Source organism: Bombilactobacillus thymidiniphilus, from assembly GCF_023380245.1.
Classification (GTDB): domain Bacteria; phylum Bacillota; class Bacilli; order Lactobacillales; family Lactobacillaceae; genus Bombilactobacillus; species Bombilactobacillus thymidiniphilus.
Window position 1 is genome coordinate 319,960 of the sequence record NZ_CP093365.1, and the last position, 16,213, is coordinate 336,172.

The 16,213-nt window shown below is 38.3% G+C and carries 23 protein-coding genes, 1 other RNA gene and 1 other annotated feature; all 24 genes read right to left on the minus strand.

Going from position 1 to position 16,213, the window contains the following annotated elements; translation table 11 throughout:
- Nucleotides 1-873 (minus strand): 16S rRNA (cytidine(1402)-2'-O)-methyltransferase, encoded by an 873-nt coding sequence (gene rsmI, locus MOO47_RS01690; RefSeq protein ID WP_249513113.1) that lies wholly within the window; start codon nt 871-873, stop codon nt 1-3.
- A complete protein-coding gene (locus tag MOO47_RS01695; protein WP_249513114.1) occupies nt 873-1,202 on the minus strand; it encodes a DNA replication initiation control protein YabA in 330 nt (109 codons plus the stop codon). The genes rsmI and MOO47_RS01695 overlap by 1 nt, the downstream gene beginning before the upstream one ends.
- Nucleotides 1,203-1,204: 2 nt before the next feature.
- A complete protein-coding gene (locus tag MOO47_RS01700; RefSeq protein ID WP_249513115.1) occupies nt 1,205-2,137 on the minus strand; it encodes a hypothetical protein in 933 nt (310 codons plus the stop codon).
- A complete protein-coding gene (locus tag MOO47_RS01705; RefSeq protein ID WP_249513116.1) occupies nt 2,137-2,463 on the minus strand; it encodes a cyclic-di-AMP receptor in 327 nt (108 codons plus the stop codon). Before MOO47_RS01705 ends, MOO47_RS01700 begins: the two co-directional genes overlap by 1 nt.
- Before the next feature lie 4 nt (nt 2,464-2,467).
- A complete protein-coding gene (gene tmk / locus MOO47_RS01710) occupies nt 2,468-3,100 on the minus strand; it encodes a dTMP kinase (RefSeq protein WP_249513117.1) in 633 nt (210 codons plus the stop codon).
- Nucleotides 3,101-3,169: 69 nt separating this feature from the next.
- Nucleotides 3,170-3,769, minus strand: coding sequence for a recombination mediator RecR (gene recR / locus MOO47_RS01715; protein WP_249513118.1), 600 nt, complete (start codon nt 3,767-3,769; stop codon nt 3,170-3,172).
- 11 nt (nt 3,770-3,780) lie between these two features.
- A complete protein-coding gene (locus MOO47_RS01720) occupies nt 3,781-4,089 on the minus strand; it encodes a YbaB/EbfC family nucleoid-associated protein (RefSeq protein WP_249513119.1) in 309 nt (102 codons plus the stop codon).
- 11 nt (nt 4,090-4,100) lie between these two features.
- Nucleotides 4,101-5,813: a DNA polymerase III subunit gamma/tau gene (dnaX, locus tag MOO47_RS01725; RefSeq protein WP_249513120.1), complete on the minus strand. Its 1,713-nt coding sequence runs from the start codon at nt 5,811-5,813 to the stop codon at nt 4,101-4,103.
- A gap of 83 nt (nt 5,814-5,896) precedes the next feature.
- An RNA gene (ffs, locus tag MOO47_RS01730) (signal recognition particle sRNA small type) lies at nt 5,897-5,984 on the minus strand.
- Nucleotides 5,985-6,063: 79 nt separating this feature from the next.
- Complete coding sequence (gene tadA, locus MOO47_RS01735; protein ID WP_249513121.1) at nt 6,064-6,558, minus strand: tRNA adenosine(34) deaminase TadA; 495 nt, start codon at nt 6,556-6,558, stop codon at nt 6,064-6,066.
- Nucleotides 6,551-7,159, minus strand: coding sequence for a class I SAM-dependent methyltransferase (locus MOO47_RS01740; RefSeq protein WP_249513513.1), 609 nt, complete (start codon nt 7,157-7,159; stop codon nt 6,551-6,553). Before MOO47_RS01740 ends, tadA begins: the two co-directional genes overlap by 8 nt.
- Before the next feature lie 504 nt (nt 7,160-7,663).
- Nucleotides 7,664-8,032, minus strand: a complete 369-nt coding sequence (gene rplL / locus MOO47_RS01745) for a 50S ribosomal protein L7/L12 (RefSeq protein ID WP_249513122.1) — start codon at nt 8,030-8,032, stop codon at nt 7,664-7,666.
- 37 nt (nt 8,033-8,069) lie between these two features.
- A complete protein-coding gene (gene rplJ, locus MOO47_RS01750; protein WP_249513123.1) occupies nt 8,070-8,579 on the minus strand; it encodes a 50S ribosomal protein L10 in 510 nt (169 codons plus the stop codon).
- Between the two features lie 24 nt (nt 8,580-8,603).
- Nucleotides 8,604-8,722 (minus strand) — a sequence feature (ribosomal protein L10 leader region).
- Nucleotides 8,723-8,739: 17 nt separating this feature from the next.
- The gene (gene rplA / locus MOO47_RS01755; protein ID WP_249513124.1) at nt 8,740-9,423 is read right to left on the minus strand and encodes a 50S ribosomal protein L1; all 684 of its coding nucleotides are present in this window, start codon (nt 9,421-9,423) and stop codon (nt 8,740-8,742) included.
- Nucleotides 9,424-9,514: 91 nt separating this feature from the next.
- Nucleotides 9,515-9,940, minus strand: a complete 426-nt coding sequence (rplK, locus tag MOO47_RS01760; RefSeq protein WP_249513125.1) for a 50S ribosomal protein L11 — start codon at nt 9,938-9,940, stop codon at nt 9,515-9,517.
- A 122-nt stretch (nt 9,941-10,062) separates the two neighbouring features.
- The gene (nusG, locus tag MOO47_RS01765; protein WP_249513126.1) at nt 10,063-10,599 is read right to left on the minus strand and encodes a transcription termination/antitermination protein NusG; all 537 of its coding nucleotides are present in this window, start codon (nt 10,597-10,599) and stop codon (nt 10,063-10,065) included.
- 94 nt (nt 10,600-10,693) lie between these two features.
- Nucleotides 10,694-10,870 (minus strand): preprotein translocase subunit SecE, encoded by a 177-nt coding sequence (gene secE, locus MOO47_RS01770; RefSeq protein WP_249513127.1) that lies wholly within the window; start codon nt 10,868-10,870, stop codon nt 10,694-10,696.
- 11 nt (nt 10,871-10,881) lie between these two features.
- The gene (gene rpmG / locus MOO47_RS01775) at nt 10,882-11,031 is read right to left on the minus strand and encodes a 50S ribosomal protein L33 (protein ID WP_249513128.1); all 150 of its coding nucleotides are present in this window, start codon (nt 11,029-11,031) and stop codon (nt 10,882-10,884) included.
- 42 nt (nt 11,032-11,073) lie between these two features.
- Nucleotides 11,074-11,661: a hypothetical protein gene (locus tag MOO47_RS01780; RefSeq protein WP_249513129.1), complete on the minus strand. Its 588-nt coding sequence runs from the start codon at nt 11,659-11,661 to the stop codon at nt 11,074-11,076.
- A 69-nt stretch (nt 11,662-11,730) separates the two neighbouring features.
- Complete coding sequence (locus MOO47_RS01785; protein WP_249513130.1) at nt 11,731-13,008, minus strand: D-alanyl-D-alanine carboxypeptidase family protein; 1,278 nt, start codon at nt 13,006-13,008, stop codon at nt 11,731-11,733.
- 65 nt (nt 13,009-13,073) lie between these two features.
- Nucleotides 13,074-13,601, minus strand: coding sequence for an NYN domain-containing protein (locus tag MOO47_RS01790; RefSeq protein ID WP_249513131.1), 528 nt, complete (start codon nt 13,599-13,601; stop codon nt 13,074-13,076).
- Between the two features lie 2 nt (nt 13,602-13,603).
- Nucleotides 13,604-14,371, minus strand: coding sequence for a 23S rRNA (guanosine(2251)-2'-O)-methyltransferase RlmB (gene rlmB, locus MOO47_RS01795; protein WP_396022048.1), 768 nt, complete (start codon nt 14,369-14,371; stop codon nt 13,604-13,606).
- Nucleotides 14,352-14,765, minus strand: a complete 414-nt coding sequence (locus tag MOO47_RS01800; protein ID WP_249513132.1) for a Mini-ribonuclease 3 — start codon at nt 14,763-14,765, stop codon at nt 14,352-14,354. The genes rlmB and MOO47_RS01800 overlap by 20 nt, the downstream gene beginning before the upstream one ends.
- Nucleotides 14,762-16,171, minus strand: a complete 1,410-nt coding sequence (gene cysS / locus MOO47_RS01805; protein ID WP_249513133.1) for a cysteine--tRNA ligase — start codon at nt 16,169-16,171, stop codon at nt 14,762-14,764. The genes MOO47_RS01800 and cysS overlap by 4 nt, the downstream gene beginning before the upstream one ends.
- Between the last annotated feature and the right edge of the window lie 42 nt (nt 16,172-16,213).

The following is a 16,213-nucleotide window of genomic DNA, read 5'->3' on the forward strand; positions in this document are numbered from 1 at the left end:
TTATTTCTCCAATCCATGATAAACATCATAAACATGCTTACGCGGTAGCTGATATTGTTGGGCAATTTCTTTGATAGCGGCATTGGGCTTTTGCCCTTGCTTAATTTGTTTTGTAACTAAATCCACCAATTTTTCATCGGTAATAGTCATATTTACCAAAGCAGCAGGCTTGGCTTGTACTATGATCACATATTCGCCACGCGGTTCATGCTGGCTAAAATATTCTTGCACCTGCGCTACACTGCCTCGCAAAAAAGCTTCGTGTACCTTAGTTAGTTCGCGTGCTAGCACCACTTGACGCTGATCCCCAACTGCATTTTGTAAAGCCTGTAAGGTTTTCTTGATGCGATAAGGTGATTCATACAAAATAAAAGTTGCTGTTAATTCTGCCAATTTGGCTAATTCTTGGCGCACAGCGCTACTTTTACGCGGTAAAAAGCCATAAAAATAAAAAGGTTGGGGCAATAGGCCAGAAGCAATTAAAGCCGTTAATGCCGCATTAGGCCCTGGTAAGGGAATGACCGGGATCTGCTTTTCAATACATAAAGCAACCAATTCTTGCCCTGGATCACTGATGGAAGGCATCCCTGCATCGCTAACTTGGGCAATATTCAAACCCGCCTGCAACTTTTGGAGTAACTCAGGTAAACGTTGTTGCGTATTGTGCTCATGAAAACTAAGCTGTTTGGTTTTAATTTGAAAATGATTTAACAATTTTTGCGTATTACGCGTATCTTCAGCTGCAATCAAGTCCACTTCATTTAAAGTAGCCACAGCACGCGGACTCATATCCTGCAAATTACCAATAGGCGTGGGCACCAAAAATAAGCTACCCGAATTGCTTTGTTGAAAACTACTCATTTCAGCAATCATTACACACCCCGCTCACCATAAATAACATCTAAACAAAAAGCACATTCTTCTTTATTTTCTCGGTGCGCGCCATACATCACAGTACAGACATGAAAACCTTCTTCATATAATTTTTCTAGAGTTCGCCGTGCTTCAGGTAATTGCGGAGTGGTTTTGTCATTATCAATTTCCGCTAAACGCTGACGCAAATGATCATTTTCAATTTTAAACTCGGCATTTTCTTCCAAAATGTGCGAGATAATATCTTTCATTTCAATTAATTTTCGTGTTAAATCCTGTGAAGACTGTTGCAGCTCTTCGAATTTAGCATAATAATCTTTTTGCTCCATAATCAACCTCGCTTGCTTAGATTTGTCGCCTGTAAAGCTAGTTGTTCTAAACTATTTTGTAAACTGACATTCGCTGTCCACAATTGTTTCGCATGCAAAAAAGCCATCGTTATTTGCTTAGCCCACTGCAACTTCACATGATCATCAACCGCTTGATTCAACTGTTGAGAAAAATACCATTCCATTAAACTCAACAATAACTGTTGCTGTAAGCGATTTTCCACAGCAGGTAAAATTGTCGTACTTACGGCAATAAAAGCTTGCCACGGATTATGAGCTAATTGTTGTACCCAAGTTTGTGCCACTTGCTTAAGTTGCTTAAATTTATCCCCAGCAATATTCGCCATTAGCTCATCTTCTAAATGGGCTTGCTGAATAATAGTTAAATCATTATCAGAATAGCCTTTTTCCTGTAAATCAACTTGTAAATTGGTATCAACACTATCTGCCAGTGATAAGATTTGCACCCTTGATTGAATCGTCGGTAATACTGCTATGACACTTTTCGTCAGCAACAAGGCGGTGACTTTGCCAACAGGATCTTCCAGAAATTTTAATAAACTATTAGCAGCACTAGTAGTCAATTTTTCTGCTTGCTTGATCAGTAGAATTCGTCCCGATGCCTCAACGCTAGTTTGCTCTAACTCACGCTTAGCTTCCCGAATATCATCCACTCCTAAACTTTTTTTATCAGTTGCTAAAGTCAAAACATCAGGAAAATCATTATTTTGAATACGTTGACAAAAATTACATTGCAGACAAGGATACCCTTCTTTAGCGTGCGGACAAAATAAAGCTTGCATGAACCATATCCCCACGCGCTGCACCTGTGCTTGATTAGAGCCTGTGAATAAATAGGCATGAACTACATGCTGCGTTGTGATTGTCTTTGCTAGTTCAGCGGTAATTTGTGGTTGCTCTTGGACAATTGTCATCAAAAATGCACCATCTGATCCATTGGCATTATAAATACCGTAGCACCACCGACGGCTACTTCAATCGGCTGCTCTGGCAATTCTCCCAACATGCTTGTGGCAATTGCTGTTGAAATAAATTCATGACGTGCTTGCGAATTTTCTTTGATAATCGCTAATAGCTCAGGTAAAACTTCATCTTCAATTCCCATCATAAAAGTAGAATTACCATTTCGCAAGAAACTTCCGGTTGTAGATAAACGCGTCGACTGAATCTTAGCAGCTGTCAAAGCCTTTCTCAAACGAGCATGATCTTTATCTTGAACAACAGCAATAACTAATTTCATTTTCTTACCCCTTCATAAAATCTAAAATAGTCGAAAGACTATCAGCGACAACATCTTCCGGCTTTTGCTGCGCAGCAATTTTTTTGATTCGCTCTGGATTTTGTTGACATATCTGTGAGTAACCTGTTTGCACGCGTTGATAAAACAACCAATCTTCTTGTTCCAAGCGATCAGGTGTTAACGCGGTACTTTTTTGAATACGTTGAAGCCCAATTTTAGGATCCAAATCAAAATAAAGTGTCAAAGCAGGCATCACTTGTTGTGTAGCAAATTCATTTAAGCTAGCAATCTTATCCATTCCTAGTTGCCGCCCTGCACCTTGATAAGCAACGGAACTATCCACATAGCGATCGCTGAGCACAATCTTATCAGCTGCTAAAGCCGGTAAAATAACATCTGTTAAGTGCTGGCGTCTTTGCGCAGCATACAATAAAGCTTCCGTCCACGCGTCCATCTCCGTATTATCGTTATCTAAAATAATTGCTCTTATTTTTTCAGAAATAATACTGCCACCAGGCTCGCGCGTCAATAAGACTGTTTTATGTGTTCGTTCTTCTAACAAAGGTACCAGCGCTTGAGCGGCGGTGGATTTTCCCGAACCATCGGGACCTTCTAGCGAAATAAAAATTCCTGCCACTGCGTTTCCTACTTTCTAAAATTGATAATCTCATTTTACAAAAAAAGCCTACCTAAGTGGTAGCTTTTTCTAAATTTGCTGACGCCCATCAACTGCTCGCTGCAGAGTCATTTGGTCAGCGTATTCAATATCGGCGCCGACCGCCAAGCCATGCGCTAAACGTGTTACTTTAATCTGCGCCGGCTTAATCAGTTTTGCCAAATACATTGCAGTAGCTTCACCTTCTGAAGTGGCATTAGTTGCTACAATAACTTCAGTTATTAAATCATCATGCTGTAAGCGTTCCACTAATTGCTTAATCCGCAAATCATCTGGACCAATACCATTGACAGGCGATAAAACACCGCCTAAAACGTGATACAAACCATTATAGCTATGCATATTTTCTAAAGCCATAATATCTTTAGGCTGTTCTACAACCAAGATTTGCGTTTGATCACGTTGTTCATTAGCACAAATCTCACAAGGCTCTTGATCGGTAATATTGCCACAAATATGACAATAATGTAATTTAGTTTGCACTTCTTGCAAGGCTTGGGAAAACTCGCCAACATCTTCTTGATCCATATTAATGGTAAAAAAAGCTAAGCGTGTAGCCGTTTTTTCACCAATACCTGGCAATTTCATATAAGATTCAATTAAACGTGTTACTGGTTTTGGATATTGCATCCGCTCACCCCTTAAAATCCTGGTGTATATTTACCTAAAGTCTGTTCTGCTTGTTGATCAATTTGTGTCATTGCACTATTAACCGCCATAATAATCAAATCCTGCAACATATCTGGATCATCAGGATCTAGCGCCTCTGGTTTAATTTGTAAATCCTTCAATTGACGTGCACCGCTAAATGTTGCCACAACTGCATCATCAGCACTTTTACCAACAAAATCAGTTTGATTTAATTGTTCTTGGGCTTGTGCCATATCTTTTTGCAGTTTTTGAGCCTGCTTAATCATATTCTGCATATTTCCTGGAAATTGTGGTTTCATTATTTTCTCCTTTAATCATGTTTAACTTCAACCAAATCAGTGCCAAATAAATTTTGTGCCTGTTCAACTAAATTACTGGTTGCTTGCTTTTCTTGTGGATCATCTGGCGCAGCTATGGGCATTTCATGATTTTGTAAAAACTTTTGGCGAATTTTTGGCCAATCTTCTGCTGCTACTAATATAACATCAGCATCGTTTTGCAACAATCGATCCAGGTTTGTTTTGAGCATTGTCATCATTTCTTGATTGCTCATCACCCGCTCAAACCAAACCGCATAATCAAATGCCACAATTACACCATCAGCACTAGCAGCAACAGGCTTGGAAACTTTCATCACCGCTTTTTGCGTTACGTTCAACATGCTCATCAAATCCGGCCAACAATCTTGTACTTGATTTAAAGCTTTTCTAGTAGCTTGCTGTAAAATTTGATTAATTTTCACTTGATCAACATGAACGGCTTTATTTTTTGGCGCAGGCTTAACTTTTTTTGATGTCGTGGATGCCATCGGTTTTGTCTCTTTGACTTCATCGTTTTGTAAAGCAGTAACTTGCTCTTGCAATGATGTAATTTTTTGTTGTAATTCTTTGACTTGTAAATCTGCAGATGTATCAGTGCCTTCTACAGCAGGAGCAGGTTGCATGGCTTCCACTAATTGCACTGTCAAAACTTCTAAATAAATCAACGGACGATCAGCATTTTTTAAATCTTGTTGGGTTTGAGAAACTTGCGTAATAATAGTATATAACTGTTGCTTAGTGACTTGTTCTTGCAATTGCATTAAAGTTTCTGGCAAAACTAATGATTGTGCAGCATCAATTAAATTCGGGTCTGACTTTGTCAACAATAAATCGCGCGCCACTTCAATCACAGAATCACAAAAACGCAGTGCTGAACGACCACTATTCATAATGTCATGCAAATTTTGTAAACTTTTAGCTGCATCTTTGATAAAAACAGCTTGAAAATAAGCCACTAATTGTTGCTCATCTAAAGCTCCCGTTACTTGTAACGCATTAGCTAAAGTTAATTTCTGCAAGTCCAAGGCAAGTGCTTGATCAAGCATACTTAAAGCATCTCGCATACCACCTTGAGCAGCCTGGGCAATTAGTTGCACACCTTTAACATCATAATCTAACTCTTTTTCTTTTAAAATGAATTCCATGCGCGCAATTAAGTCACTCGTTGGAATCCGCCGAAAATCAAAGCGCTGCGTTCGCGAAATAATTGTCGCTGGAATTTTTTGCGGTTCTGTAGTCGCTAAAATAAAAATAACTTTGGCAGGAGGTTCTTCTAAAGTTTTTAAAAGGGCATTGAACGCTCCAGTGGATAACATATGGACTTCATCAATAATATAAACCTTATATTCAGCTTGGGTGGGAGCATATTTAACCTTGTCACGAATATCACGAATTTGTTCCACGCCATTATTAGAAGCAGCGTCAATTTCCAAAACATCATTTAGGCTGCCTGCATTAATTGCCTGACAAATCGCACATTGGTTACATGGCTCACCAGCTTGTTGTTGGGGACAATTAACAGCTTTGGCCAAAATTTTGGCGCACGAAGTTTTTCCCGTGCCCCGCGAGCCTGTAAATAAATAAGCATGACTGACTTGATCAGTCGCTACGGCATTTTTTAAAGTTTGCGTAATAGCACTTTGCCCAGTAACATCCTCAAAAGTTTGCGGTCGCCAGACACGATACAAAGCTTGATAAGCCATTATTTACTCCCTTCTGAACCTATTACAAATTATTGTAGCAGATATTAAAAAACTCCTAGCTCGAAAGCTAAGAGTGTTAAAAGTCATATCAAAAGGCACATGATCAAACATACTTAGTGCTGCTTTCTCTCGAACCTGACACGATTCGTAAGCCAACCATTGCCTCCGGCCTTACGGCACCTATAATTATAGGATATTAGGGCTTGGTTGGCAAGACTTCAATCTGTAAAATAAAGATTAATTCTAATCATTATTTACGTTCTCTTTGGCGGCGGCGGATTTCGCGAAAAAAGTTGGTTAACAAATTGGCACATTGCCTTTCTAAAATCCCACTATATAAATTAGGATGGTGATTATACGGCAAAGTAAATAAATTTACTAAAGATCCCAGTGAACCAGCTTTAGGGTCGAAAGCGCCAAAAACAACATTGCGCAATCGACTGTTAATAATTGCACCAGCACACATCGCACAAGGTTCCAGGGTTACAAAAATAGAACAATTTTCTAAACGCCAGCTGCCTAATTGTTGACAAGCTTGTTCAATTGCAATTAATTCTGCATGTGCTAGACTATTTTGCTGCATCTCACGGCGATTGTAGCCTGTGGCAATAATTTTTTTAGTTTGATCGTCCACAATTACCGCACCAATGGGCACTTCAGCTAAAGCTTGGGCTTTATGAGCAACTTTAATAGCTTCTTGCATAAAAAATTCCAGTTCAGTGGAAGAATAAAGTTCTTCAATCATGATTTTTTACACTCTGAATCACATAATAACCCTTGTCACGCGCTACAATCGTCGCGTTGCCAAAAGCTTGCTGCATGATTTTTTGGTAGGAAGACGCTCCTTGTTTTTTCTGTACCACAATCCATAGTTGACCACCTTTTTGCAGATGCTGTGGCGCCTGAGTCAGCATCGTTGTGATCACTTTTTTGCCAGCACGAATCGGCGGATTAATATAAATAGCGGCAAAATCAGTTGTGACTACCTGTTGATAAATATCCGAGATGCTAATGTGGACATTATTGATACGATTAGCTGTAGCATTTTTTTGCGCTAGCGCCACCGCGCGCTCATTAACATCTACCATAGTAACTTGGCGCTGCGTTTCTTTGGCTAAAGTTAAGCCAATCGGACCATAGCCACACCCTAAGTCTAGTAAAGCCCCCTCCGGTAAATTACTTAAATCCATGGCTGCTAATAAAGCGCGTGTGCCATAATCCACAGTCTGCTTGGAAAAAACACCGCTATCTGTAGTAAATTGCAATTCTTGTTGACGTAAGTTGAATGTAAAATTTTGATACGCATGGTCGGTGGTTGGTTGACTAGTAAAATATTGTTCTGCCACAAAATCATCCTTATACATATTGATTTAATTTAAAAACATCGTCTAGGCTAGAATAATGCCGATTAATGATTAAAGCTATTATTATTTTACTCAGCTATTTTCTACTTGGCAACTGCTTTGTTTAAGGATTGATTAATTAATCTACTATTTTCACAGCGCTCTCCAGCACAAAAAGCTAAACTAGAATTCTGGTTTAGCTTTACCAAATTAAACAGCTTTAAATAAAATGACATAAATAAGTAATCCACCAGTAAAACTCACAACTGCACAAATAGTTATCAACCACTTAATCATCACAACCTCAACATTAATCTAGTTTGCTGCTATTTTGACAACTAACAAAATCATCGTTCACATCTTTGATACTATCTTTATCAAAAGAAAAATTAGCTTTAAGGCACTTATCTATTAAAAGTCGCATTAAGTAATTTTCTTCTTAGTTTTTCAAACACAAAAAAACACAACCACTAAATTGTAGTTGTGTTTGACAATCATTTATAATGATTATTTCAAAGTTACGCTTGCGCCAACTTCTTCAAGTTTTGCTTTCATTTCGTCAGCATCAGCTTGAGCTACGCCTTCTTTAACAACAGAAGGTGCTTTGTCAACCAAGTCTTTGGAATCTTTCAAGCCTAAACCTGTGATTTCACGAACAGCCTTGATGACCTTAACTTTTTCTTGACCTACTTCAGTCAATTCAACGTCGAATTCGTCTTTTGCTGCAGCAGCATCGCCACCAGCAGCACCAGCAACTGCAACTGGAGCAGCAGCTGAAACATCAAATTCTTCTTCGATAGCCTTTACTAAGTCGTTTAAATCAGAAATGCTTGCTTCTTTTAAGGAAGCGATAATTGAGTCTTTATCGAAAGCCATTTTTATTCCTCCAATGAGTTTGTAATTTAATAATTAATTAAGCAGCGTCGCCATCTTCATTGTTTTTGTCAATGATAGCTTGAAGTGCATAAGCAACTTTGCGGACAGGATCTTGCAACATTGAAGCAAGAGTTGCCAACAATTCGTCTTGACTTGGCATGTGAGCATATTCATCAATCTTGGCTAAGCTTTGAACTTCGCCTTCGATGACGCCACCTTTGATTTCTAATACATCTGCATCTTCAGCAAATTTAGAAATCGTTTTAGCAGCAACAATCGGATCTTCGTATGAAAATGCAACAGCTGTTGGACCAGTAAAGACTTCATCTAAACCTTCAAAACCAGCTTTTTGAGCTGCACGACGCAAAATGGAGTTTTTGATAACTTTCATTTCTACGTCAGCTTCGTGTAATTGATGACGTAAGTCAGTTACTTGCGCAACGTCAAGTCCTAAATAGTCAACAACGATCACTGATTGTGCACGAGTCATCTTATCAGCAACTTCATCAACTAATTCTTGTTTTAATTTAAGAACTGCATCTTTCACTTGATTTCACCTCCATAATTATTTCTACCTAAAATTAAAGGACATCATGTCCAAGACACAATGCCCAACTTGTTCAGCATCTAGCCTCGGCAGGATATTAAGGCAACAGCCACCTGAGTCTTAGGTAGTTCATTATGATAATTTAACATTAATTAATGTCTTAGTCAAAGGAAACTTTGACACCAGGACCAAATGTTGAAGTCAAGTTAACGGATTTAACATATTGACCTTTAACTGTTGCAGGACGAGCCTTTAAAACAACAGCATTGAAAGCATTAAAGTTTTCAACTAGCTTATCAGTACTGAAAGATACTTTACCTAATGGTGCATGAATTAAACCTTGAGCATCAGCACGGTAAGTTACTTGTCCAGCTTTAATGTCTTGCACAGCTTTAGTAACATCCATCGTAACGGTACCCGTCTTAGGGTTCGGCATTAAACCTTTAGGTCCCAAAACGCGTCCTAAACGACCAACTTTAGCCATCATTTTTGGTGTTGCGACAACAACATCAAAATCTAACCAGCCATCACTAATCTTGTCCACTAAGTCATCAGCGCCAACAAAGTCAGCACCTGCTGCTTCAGCTTCTTTAGCTTGATCGCCTTCAGCAAATACGACGACACGCTGAGTTTTACCGGTACCATTAGGCAAAACCATTGCACCTCGAATTTGTTGATCAGCTTGTTTAGTATCTAAGTTCAAGTTATAAGCTACTTCGACTGTTGCATCAAAGTTAGCGTAATTGATTTTTTGTAATAATTCAATTGCTGCTTTTGGTTCGTACAATTTGCTAGAATCAACTTGTTTAGCAGCTTCTAAATATTTCTTTCCATGTTTAGCCACGTGTTAGTTCCTCCTTGTGATTGTGGTCAAGTGGGGTTTTACCCCTCCCACTTTGACAAGCCTTTTGGGCAATTAGCTTCAAATTATGAAATTAGCCTTCGACTGTGAAGCCCATACTTCTTGCAGTACCTTCAACCATGCGCATTGCTGCTTCCACGTCGTTAGCATTCAAGTCCTTTAACTTAGTTTCAGCAATTTCTTTGACTTGATCTTTAGTAACCTTAGCTACCTTTTCATCACGAGGATTTCCGGAACCCTTCTTCACACCAGCTGCTTGCATTAATAACACAGCTGCCGGGGGAGTCTTGGTAACAAATTCAAAAGAACGATCTTCATACACAGTGATGACAACAGGAATAACCATTCCTTTTTGATCAGCTGTGCGCGCGTTGAAATCTTTCGTAAATTCAACGATATTAATACCAGCTTGTCCTAATGCAGGACCAACTGGAGGTGCTGGAGTTGCTGCTCCACCAGGGATTTGCAACTTAACAACATTTGCAATTTTTTTAGCCACGGTACATACCTCCTTAAGTCCGTGATGTGGTAAAAGATGGGAATAATATTTTCCCTCCCACAGACATGTCAAATGACACACTAAGTGATTATAGCATCAATTATCATCAACAACAAGTCAAATTATACGCGTTGGACTTTATCGTAATCTAATTCGGTTTCGGTTAATCGATCAAACATATTAACTTCCACTTTAACTTTGCCTTGTTCATTATTAATATCAGTTACTTTACCTTCCATGCCCGCAAAAGCACCATTAGCAATCTTGACAAACTCGCCAACCTCTAAATCAATATCATAGCTAGTTTGATTGGCTTTCATACTGCGCAAAATATTGTCAGCTTCTTCTGGTAATAACGGTGCCGGCTTACTACCAGCACCGTGACTACCGACAAAACCAGTTACTCCCGGTGTATTTCGCACCACAAACCAAGATTCATCAGACATCACCATTTCAACGAGTACATAACCTGGAAATGTTTTTTTAAGTTCAGTCTTAATTTGACCATTTTTATTTTCTGTTTCTTCTTCTTCAGGAACTACAGCTTGAAAAATATAATCTTCCATGCCCATTGACTGCGCCCGAGATTCCAAATTTTCCTTAACGCGATTTTCATAACCAGAATAAGTATGCAAAACATACCATAATTTATCTGCCATTGTTACTCTCCTTTAAAATAAAAAAACCTCGCTCACACGAAGTTTTTCTGTCATACATAATTTTAATATAGCAAATTTTTGTTTAAACTACAAATTATTTGTGCATTGCAAAGCTAGTGACCAGTTTAGCGAAGATCCAGTCACAAAGTCCCAAAAAGATGGAAAACATGAAAGTTGTCAAAATAACAGTCAGCGTATCATGACGATTTTCTTTGGCAGTCGGCCATTGAACCAATTTCATTTCTTCTTTAACACTCTTTAAAAACTTCATCTTATAACCTTCTATCTAGTTTCTTCATGCACCACATGTTGCTTGCAATATGGACAATATTTTTGGAGACGTAAACGTTCTTTATGCTCACCACTCAACATCGTACGATAATTACTGACTCCACATCGACTACATACTAAAATTATTTTTCGCTTTTGCAAAATAACCACCTATATCTTTTTCTGACTATACAGGTTAATAAATCATGTGTCAATACTGTAATGTTGATAAAATTCAAATAATTTATGACGACTTCGACTCACTGCTTGTTGTACTCGAAAATGCTGCTCATTATCTACAACCTTATCATGCAAAAGCAGATTCAAAGATTTGACTTCAACTAATGACAATTTTTTGATGAACTTGTTAAATTCTAAATGTAATAATTCCAATTCAGCTTGTCCGTGAGCAAAAATCCGCCAATCAGATTCTAAATCAGGATTTTGTTCCACTAAGTTGTCCATTGAGATTGAATTAACATTAGAACGGCGCTTAAAAGCTGCCTGCTGTCGCAATAAATTAGTAATATGGTTTTTTAATCGCATTTTATAAAAACTACCAAAACGCGAACCTTGTTGATCGTCGAATAATAAACACGTTGAAAAACAAACTAAACGAGCTTCTTGATACCAATCTTCCCGCTCAAATAACTGCAACCGATACATTTGGCGCAAACGTTCAATTAATGGAAAATATTTTTGGACTAGGTTTTCTAAAGCAGCTGAATCATTGCTATCACGCACTTGCGCAATCCATTCAGCCTCTTGCAACAAAAGTTGGGCTGTCCCCATGTAATTATACTAGCTGATTGCCTCATTTTAACAAATGGGATCTTTTTTGATAACCGAACAAGCGTTTATTTAGTAATTTATCATTGGCATATTGTAATACCGATTTTGAACTTGGCGCTTTACTTGGACCTTGGAATGTAAAACATCCACCTGATAAGCAGCCTTGAAGTTAGTCATAGAATCATGATTTACCCAAATTATGGTTTTGGGACTCAATTGATCTATTGCTTGTACTTGCAAATGCTGGTCACAATAATCTAGTAATTGGCGTGCTTGTATAAAACGTTGATCATTCGTCGACGCATTTAATAAAACCAATATAACTTTACGCTTATGCAAATTTGCGGTAACCACCAAACAACAACCAGCTTGCTTGCCAGTTCCGGTTTTTAACCCCGTTACTTGATAAGCTTTGGTAGCATATTTTTGTCTAGGCAATAATTCATTAGTATTAGCTAAAGTATGTCCTGCAATATTAACAGTATCTTTTTGAGCTATGGACAAAATTTCTGGATATTTATTAATTAAATGGTGCACAATAATTACCATATCATGCGCGCTAATTTTATTTTCCGTAACTGTAACCCGCGGATTATTATTAACACTAGCATCTACACTCACCGGCAATCCTGTTGCATTAACCAATTGACATTGTTGCAAGCCCATTTGTTTAGCCGCGGCAATCATTTTTTGCACAAAATTTTCTTGGCTACCATACAAATATTCACCGATGGTCATCATTGCATCATTAGCACTAGCTACTAAACTAGCATCTAGTAACGATTGGAGTGAATAAGTTTGTCCAACTTGCAAATGAGCATTAGTCAAATCTTTTTTGTCTTTCAAGTTAGTCAAGATGACAGGTGCAGTAATCGGTGTTTTTAAGGAAAGGTGCTTACTAGTAATGGTGTTATAGACCGTGTAAAGGGCTAACAATTTAGACATTGAAGCTACTGGCAAAGCATCTTGTGCTGTCTTTTGCCATAAAATTTGCCCGCTATCTTGATCTACTAGTATACCTGCAAAAATATACTGAGCAAAAATAGGGTTATTGACAATGGGTGAAGCCTGTGGTTGATCCTTGAAAGCTGCTAAATTTTTTTGCTGGAGTAATTGGGCAATATCCGCGGAGCGTTGCTGCAAAATTTCTGGCGTTTTTTGTCGTTGCAATTGTGTGATTTTGTGTTGTGCGGTTTTAAAATCACCTTGATTAAAGGCTTGTTGCGTCTCTTGTAACTCGCCAATTTGTTGATAAATCGTTGCTGCTTTTTTGAGTGGTATTTTGTGAAGTTCTTTTTTAGCTTGCTTTAAATGCCCTTTAGCTAACAAATACTCGCTATGTTTCAAATTTAACTGATTGGTCAGCTGATTGTTATGACAAGCACTGATTATCCCGATCAGACTAATAATAATTATGAATCGGAAGATAATTGATCGCGTAATTTTTCTAATTGTTTTAATTGGTCATTACCCCACGGGATATTTCGTTGTAAATCTTGATTGAAACGCTGTTGGCTTTCATCATGTAATTCTTTTTCCATTTCTTGGATGCGCTTATATAACTCATACGATGGCAAACGACTAGCTCCGCGTGCAAAAACAGTCCATTGGACAGCTTGATCAGAAGTCACCACCGTTACTTGATTTGTAATTAAATTTAATTCATTGCTCAAATTTTGAATATACGTATCGGCAGTAACATCTTCGGCAGTAAAAATAACATCCAAATCCCATTTTTTAAATTGTTCCTTGATGCCGGGTACATACATCGCATCAAAAACCACAATGACTTGACCTTCAAAAAATTTACGATAGTTAGCTAGCGTTGCTAACAACTGATCGCGCGCTTCTTCCAAGCGATTGTGCTTTTTTAATTGCTTAAGTTTAGGCCAAGTACCAATCACATTATAGCCATCAACGATCAAAATTTGCTTTTTCATGATTAATTAGTGCTCCGACTGCGCAAAGCTTGGTATAACAAAACACCGGCAGCAACACTAGCATTTAAACTTTGTACATGACCAACCATGGGGATGGTCAACATTTGATCGACTTGTTTTTTGACTAATGGTGACAACCCCTTGCCTTCATTACCGATAACAAGCGCCACAGCACCCTTAGCATTCCATTTTTGATAATCAGTACCTTGCATATCAGTACCAAAAATCCAAATTCCTCGTTCTTTGAGTTCTTTAATCGTCTGTACTAAATTAGTAACCCGCACAATTGGCAAATGTTCAATAGCGCCAGTTGAAGTTTTAGCTACTACGGAAGTGACACCAACTGAGCGACGTTTGGGAATAATGATCCCGTTGACGCCTACAGCATCCGCAGTCCGTAAGATCGAACCAAAGTTATGCGGATCATTTAAATTGTCCAAAATCACAAAGAAGGGCAATTCTTGTTTATTCTGCAAAAGCTGCAGTAAATCGCTTAACTCTGTGTACGCAAAAGGTGTCACCGTCAAAACAATGCCTTGATGATTGCCATTATCAGCTAAATCATCCAGCTTTGTCTTGGGCGCATCTTGGATCACTAAATGTTGCTGACGGGCAATTTGCACAACTTCAGTCATAGCATCATTGTGCAAACCATGCTGCAAAAAAATTTTATTAACTTTTTGGGGAGCATTCTGGGCACGTAATACTGCCAACGTAGCATGTTTACCAAAAATAATTTCTGCTTGTTTCTCATTGGAAGTTAAAGTCACTAGTTTTTCCCCCTTCTACTTGTTCGATACACCATTGTGCCATTTCTCGAGTGCGTTTGGTTTGTTGACTGATTTGCAAATAGCCAAAAATGGCTTCAAAGCCGGTTGATATATTATAAGTCTGCACCGATGTGTTTTTAGCGTGGGTATAACTTTTAGCATTACGACCACGTTTAAACACTTCAGCTTCGGTGGGTGTCAAATAATCTTGTTCTTGCATTAAAGCAATTAAAGCCGCTTGTGATTTGGCTGACACAAAATGAGTAGCTCGCTGCTGTAAGCGATTCACCTTGGTCAATCCTTGTTCTAGTAAGTGTTGGCGCACATAAACTTCCCAGACCGCATCGCCCAGATAAGCTAAAGTCACGCCATTTAATTGTTGATAATCAATCATTTTTTATGCCACCGCGTTCCTTGAGGAGTATCTTCCAAAATAATATCCATCGCTTGCAATTGATCACGTAATTGATCGCTCAACGTGAAATTTTTTGCTGCCCGTGCTCGATCGCGCTTTTTGATCAATTCTTCTATTTGTGCATCTAAATTAGACACTGCAGTTAATTCAACACCAAAAATCTGCACTAATTGACTAAATTTGGTTGCTAATTGCTGAATATTTTGCTGATTCACATTTTTTCGATTACTATAATTATTCAGCAAATGCACAATTTCAAATAGATCGCTCAACGCATTTTGCACATTAAAATCATCATCCATGTGTTGAATAAACTGCTGTTCAATGTTTTGCAATTCTTGCTCAACAATCGGATCAAAAGAAGCTTGTTCGATCTCATCTTGCCGAAATAATAAATTTTTCCAAGCTGTTTGCAAACGTTTCAAATTATCTTGTGCCGTTTGCAAATTAGCCATAGAATATTGCAATGGACGCCGATATTGCGTTGAAGATAAGAAAAAGCGCAATACTTGGTGATCAACTTCTTGCAATAATTCATGTACGGTCACAAAATTGCCCAACGACTTACTCATTTTTTCATTATCTGCGCCAATCGTCACAAAACCGTTGTGCATCCAATAATTAACGAATTTTTGTCCTGTTTGAACTTCACTTTGAGCAATTTCATTCTCATGGTGTGGAAAAACCAGATCTTCGCCACCCGCATGAATATCAATAGTTGCACCTAAATATTTGGTTGCCATAACTGAACATTCAATATGCCAACCCGGTCTTCCGGCACCCCATGGTGAATTCCAAGCAATTTCACCAGTTTTAGCTTTTTTCCAGAGTGCAAAATCAATCGGATCTTGTTTACGTGCTGTTTCTTGTGCATTAATATGCTGGCTGGCACCATGTTCTAGATCATCAATGTTTTGCCCAGAAAGTTGTCCATAATTAGCAAACTTGCGAGCACGATAATAGACATCACCAGCGCTTTCATAAGCCATATCTTTGGCTATTAAATCAGTAATAAATTCAATAATCGCCGTCATATTTTCGGTAGCACGCGGATTAGCTGTCGCTGGCTCAATATTTAATTGAGCGACATCTTGTTGGTAAGCCGTAATATATTGTTGCGCTAACACCAATGGTTTGAGTTGCTGTTGCTTAGCTGCTGCAATAATTTTGTCATCGATATCTGTAAAATTAGAAACATATTGCACTTGATATCCACGATACTCCAAATAACGGCGCACAGTATCAAAAGCAGAAATAGAACGGGCATTGCCGATATGAATATAGTTATAAACAGTTGGTCCACAAACATACATACTGACTTTTTTGTCTACTTGGGGGATGAACTGTTCTTTGGTCTTAGTTAAAGTATTGAATATTTTCAGCATTAACCACACCTCTTATTAAAAAACAGCCTATGATAAATCATA

What these genes read in the sequence shown, in the direction of transcription:
- rsmI (WP_249513113.1), bottom strand. Translation starts at nt 873, where the DNA reads ATGATTGCTGAAATGAGTAGTTTTCAACAAAGCAATTCGGGTAGCTTA.
- MOO47_RS01695 (WP_249513114.1), bottom strand. Translation starts at nt 1,202, where the DNA reads ATGGAGCAAAAAGATTATTATGCTAAATTCGAAGAGCTGCAACAGTCT.
- MOO47_RS01700 (WP_249513115.1), bottom strand. Translation starts at nt 2,137, where the DNA reads ATGACAATTGTCCAAGAGCAACCACAAATTACCGCTGAACTAGCAAAG.
- MOO47_RS01705 (WP_249513116.1), bottom strand. Translation starts at nt 2,463, where the DNA reads ATGAAATTAGTTATTGCTGTTGTTCAAGATAAAGATCATGCTCGTTTG.
- recR (WP_249513118.1), bottom strand. Translation starts at nt 3,769, where the DNA reads ATGCAATATCCAAAACCAGTAACACGTTTAATTGAATCTTATATGAAA.
- MOO47_RS01720 (WP_249513119.1), bottom strand. Translation starts at nt 4,089, where the DNA reads ATGAAACCACAATTTCCAGGAAATATGCAGAATATGATTAAGCAGGCT.
- dnaX (WP_249513120.1), bottom strand. Translation starts at nt 5,813, where the DNA reads ATGGCTTATCAAGCTTTGTATCGTGTCTGGCGACCGCAAACTTTTGAG.
- tadA (WP_249513121.1), bottom strand. Translation starts at nt 6,558, where the DNA reads ATGATTGAAGAACTTTATTCTTCCACTGAACTGGAATTTTTTATGCAA.
- rplL (WP_249513122.1), bottom strand. Translation starts at nt 8,032, where the DNA reads ATGGCTTTCGATAAAGACTCAATTATCGCTTCCTTAAAAGAAGCAAGC.
- nusG (WP_249513126.1), bottom strand. Translation starts at nt 10,599, where the DNA reads ATGGCAGATAAATTATGGTATGTTTTGCATACTTATTCTGGTTATGAA.
- secE (WP_249513127.1), bottom strand. Translation starts at nt 10,870, where the DNA reads ATGAAGTTTTTAAAGAGTGTTAAAGAAGAAATGAAATTGGTTCAATGG.
- MOO47_RS01780 (WP_249513129.1), bottom strand. Translation starts at nt 11,661, where the DNA reads ATGGGGACAGCCCAACTTTTGTTGCAAGAGGCTGAATGGATTGCGCAA.
- MOO47_RS01790 (WP_249513131.1), bottom strand. Translation starts at nt 13,601, where the DNA reads ATGAAAAAGCAAATTTTGATCGTTGATGGCTATAATGTGATTGGTACT.
- MOO47_RS01800 (WP_249513132.1), bottom strand. Translation starts at nt 14,765, where the DNA reads ATGATTGATTATCAACAATTAAATGGCGTGACTTTAGCTTATCTGGGC.
- cysS (WP_249513133.1), bottom strand. Translation starts at nt 16,171, where the DNA reads ATGCTGAAAATATTCAATACTTTAACTAAGACCAAAGAACAGTTCATC.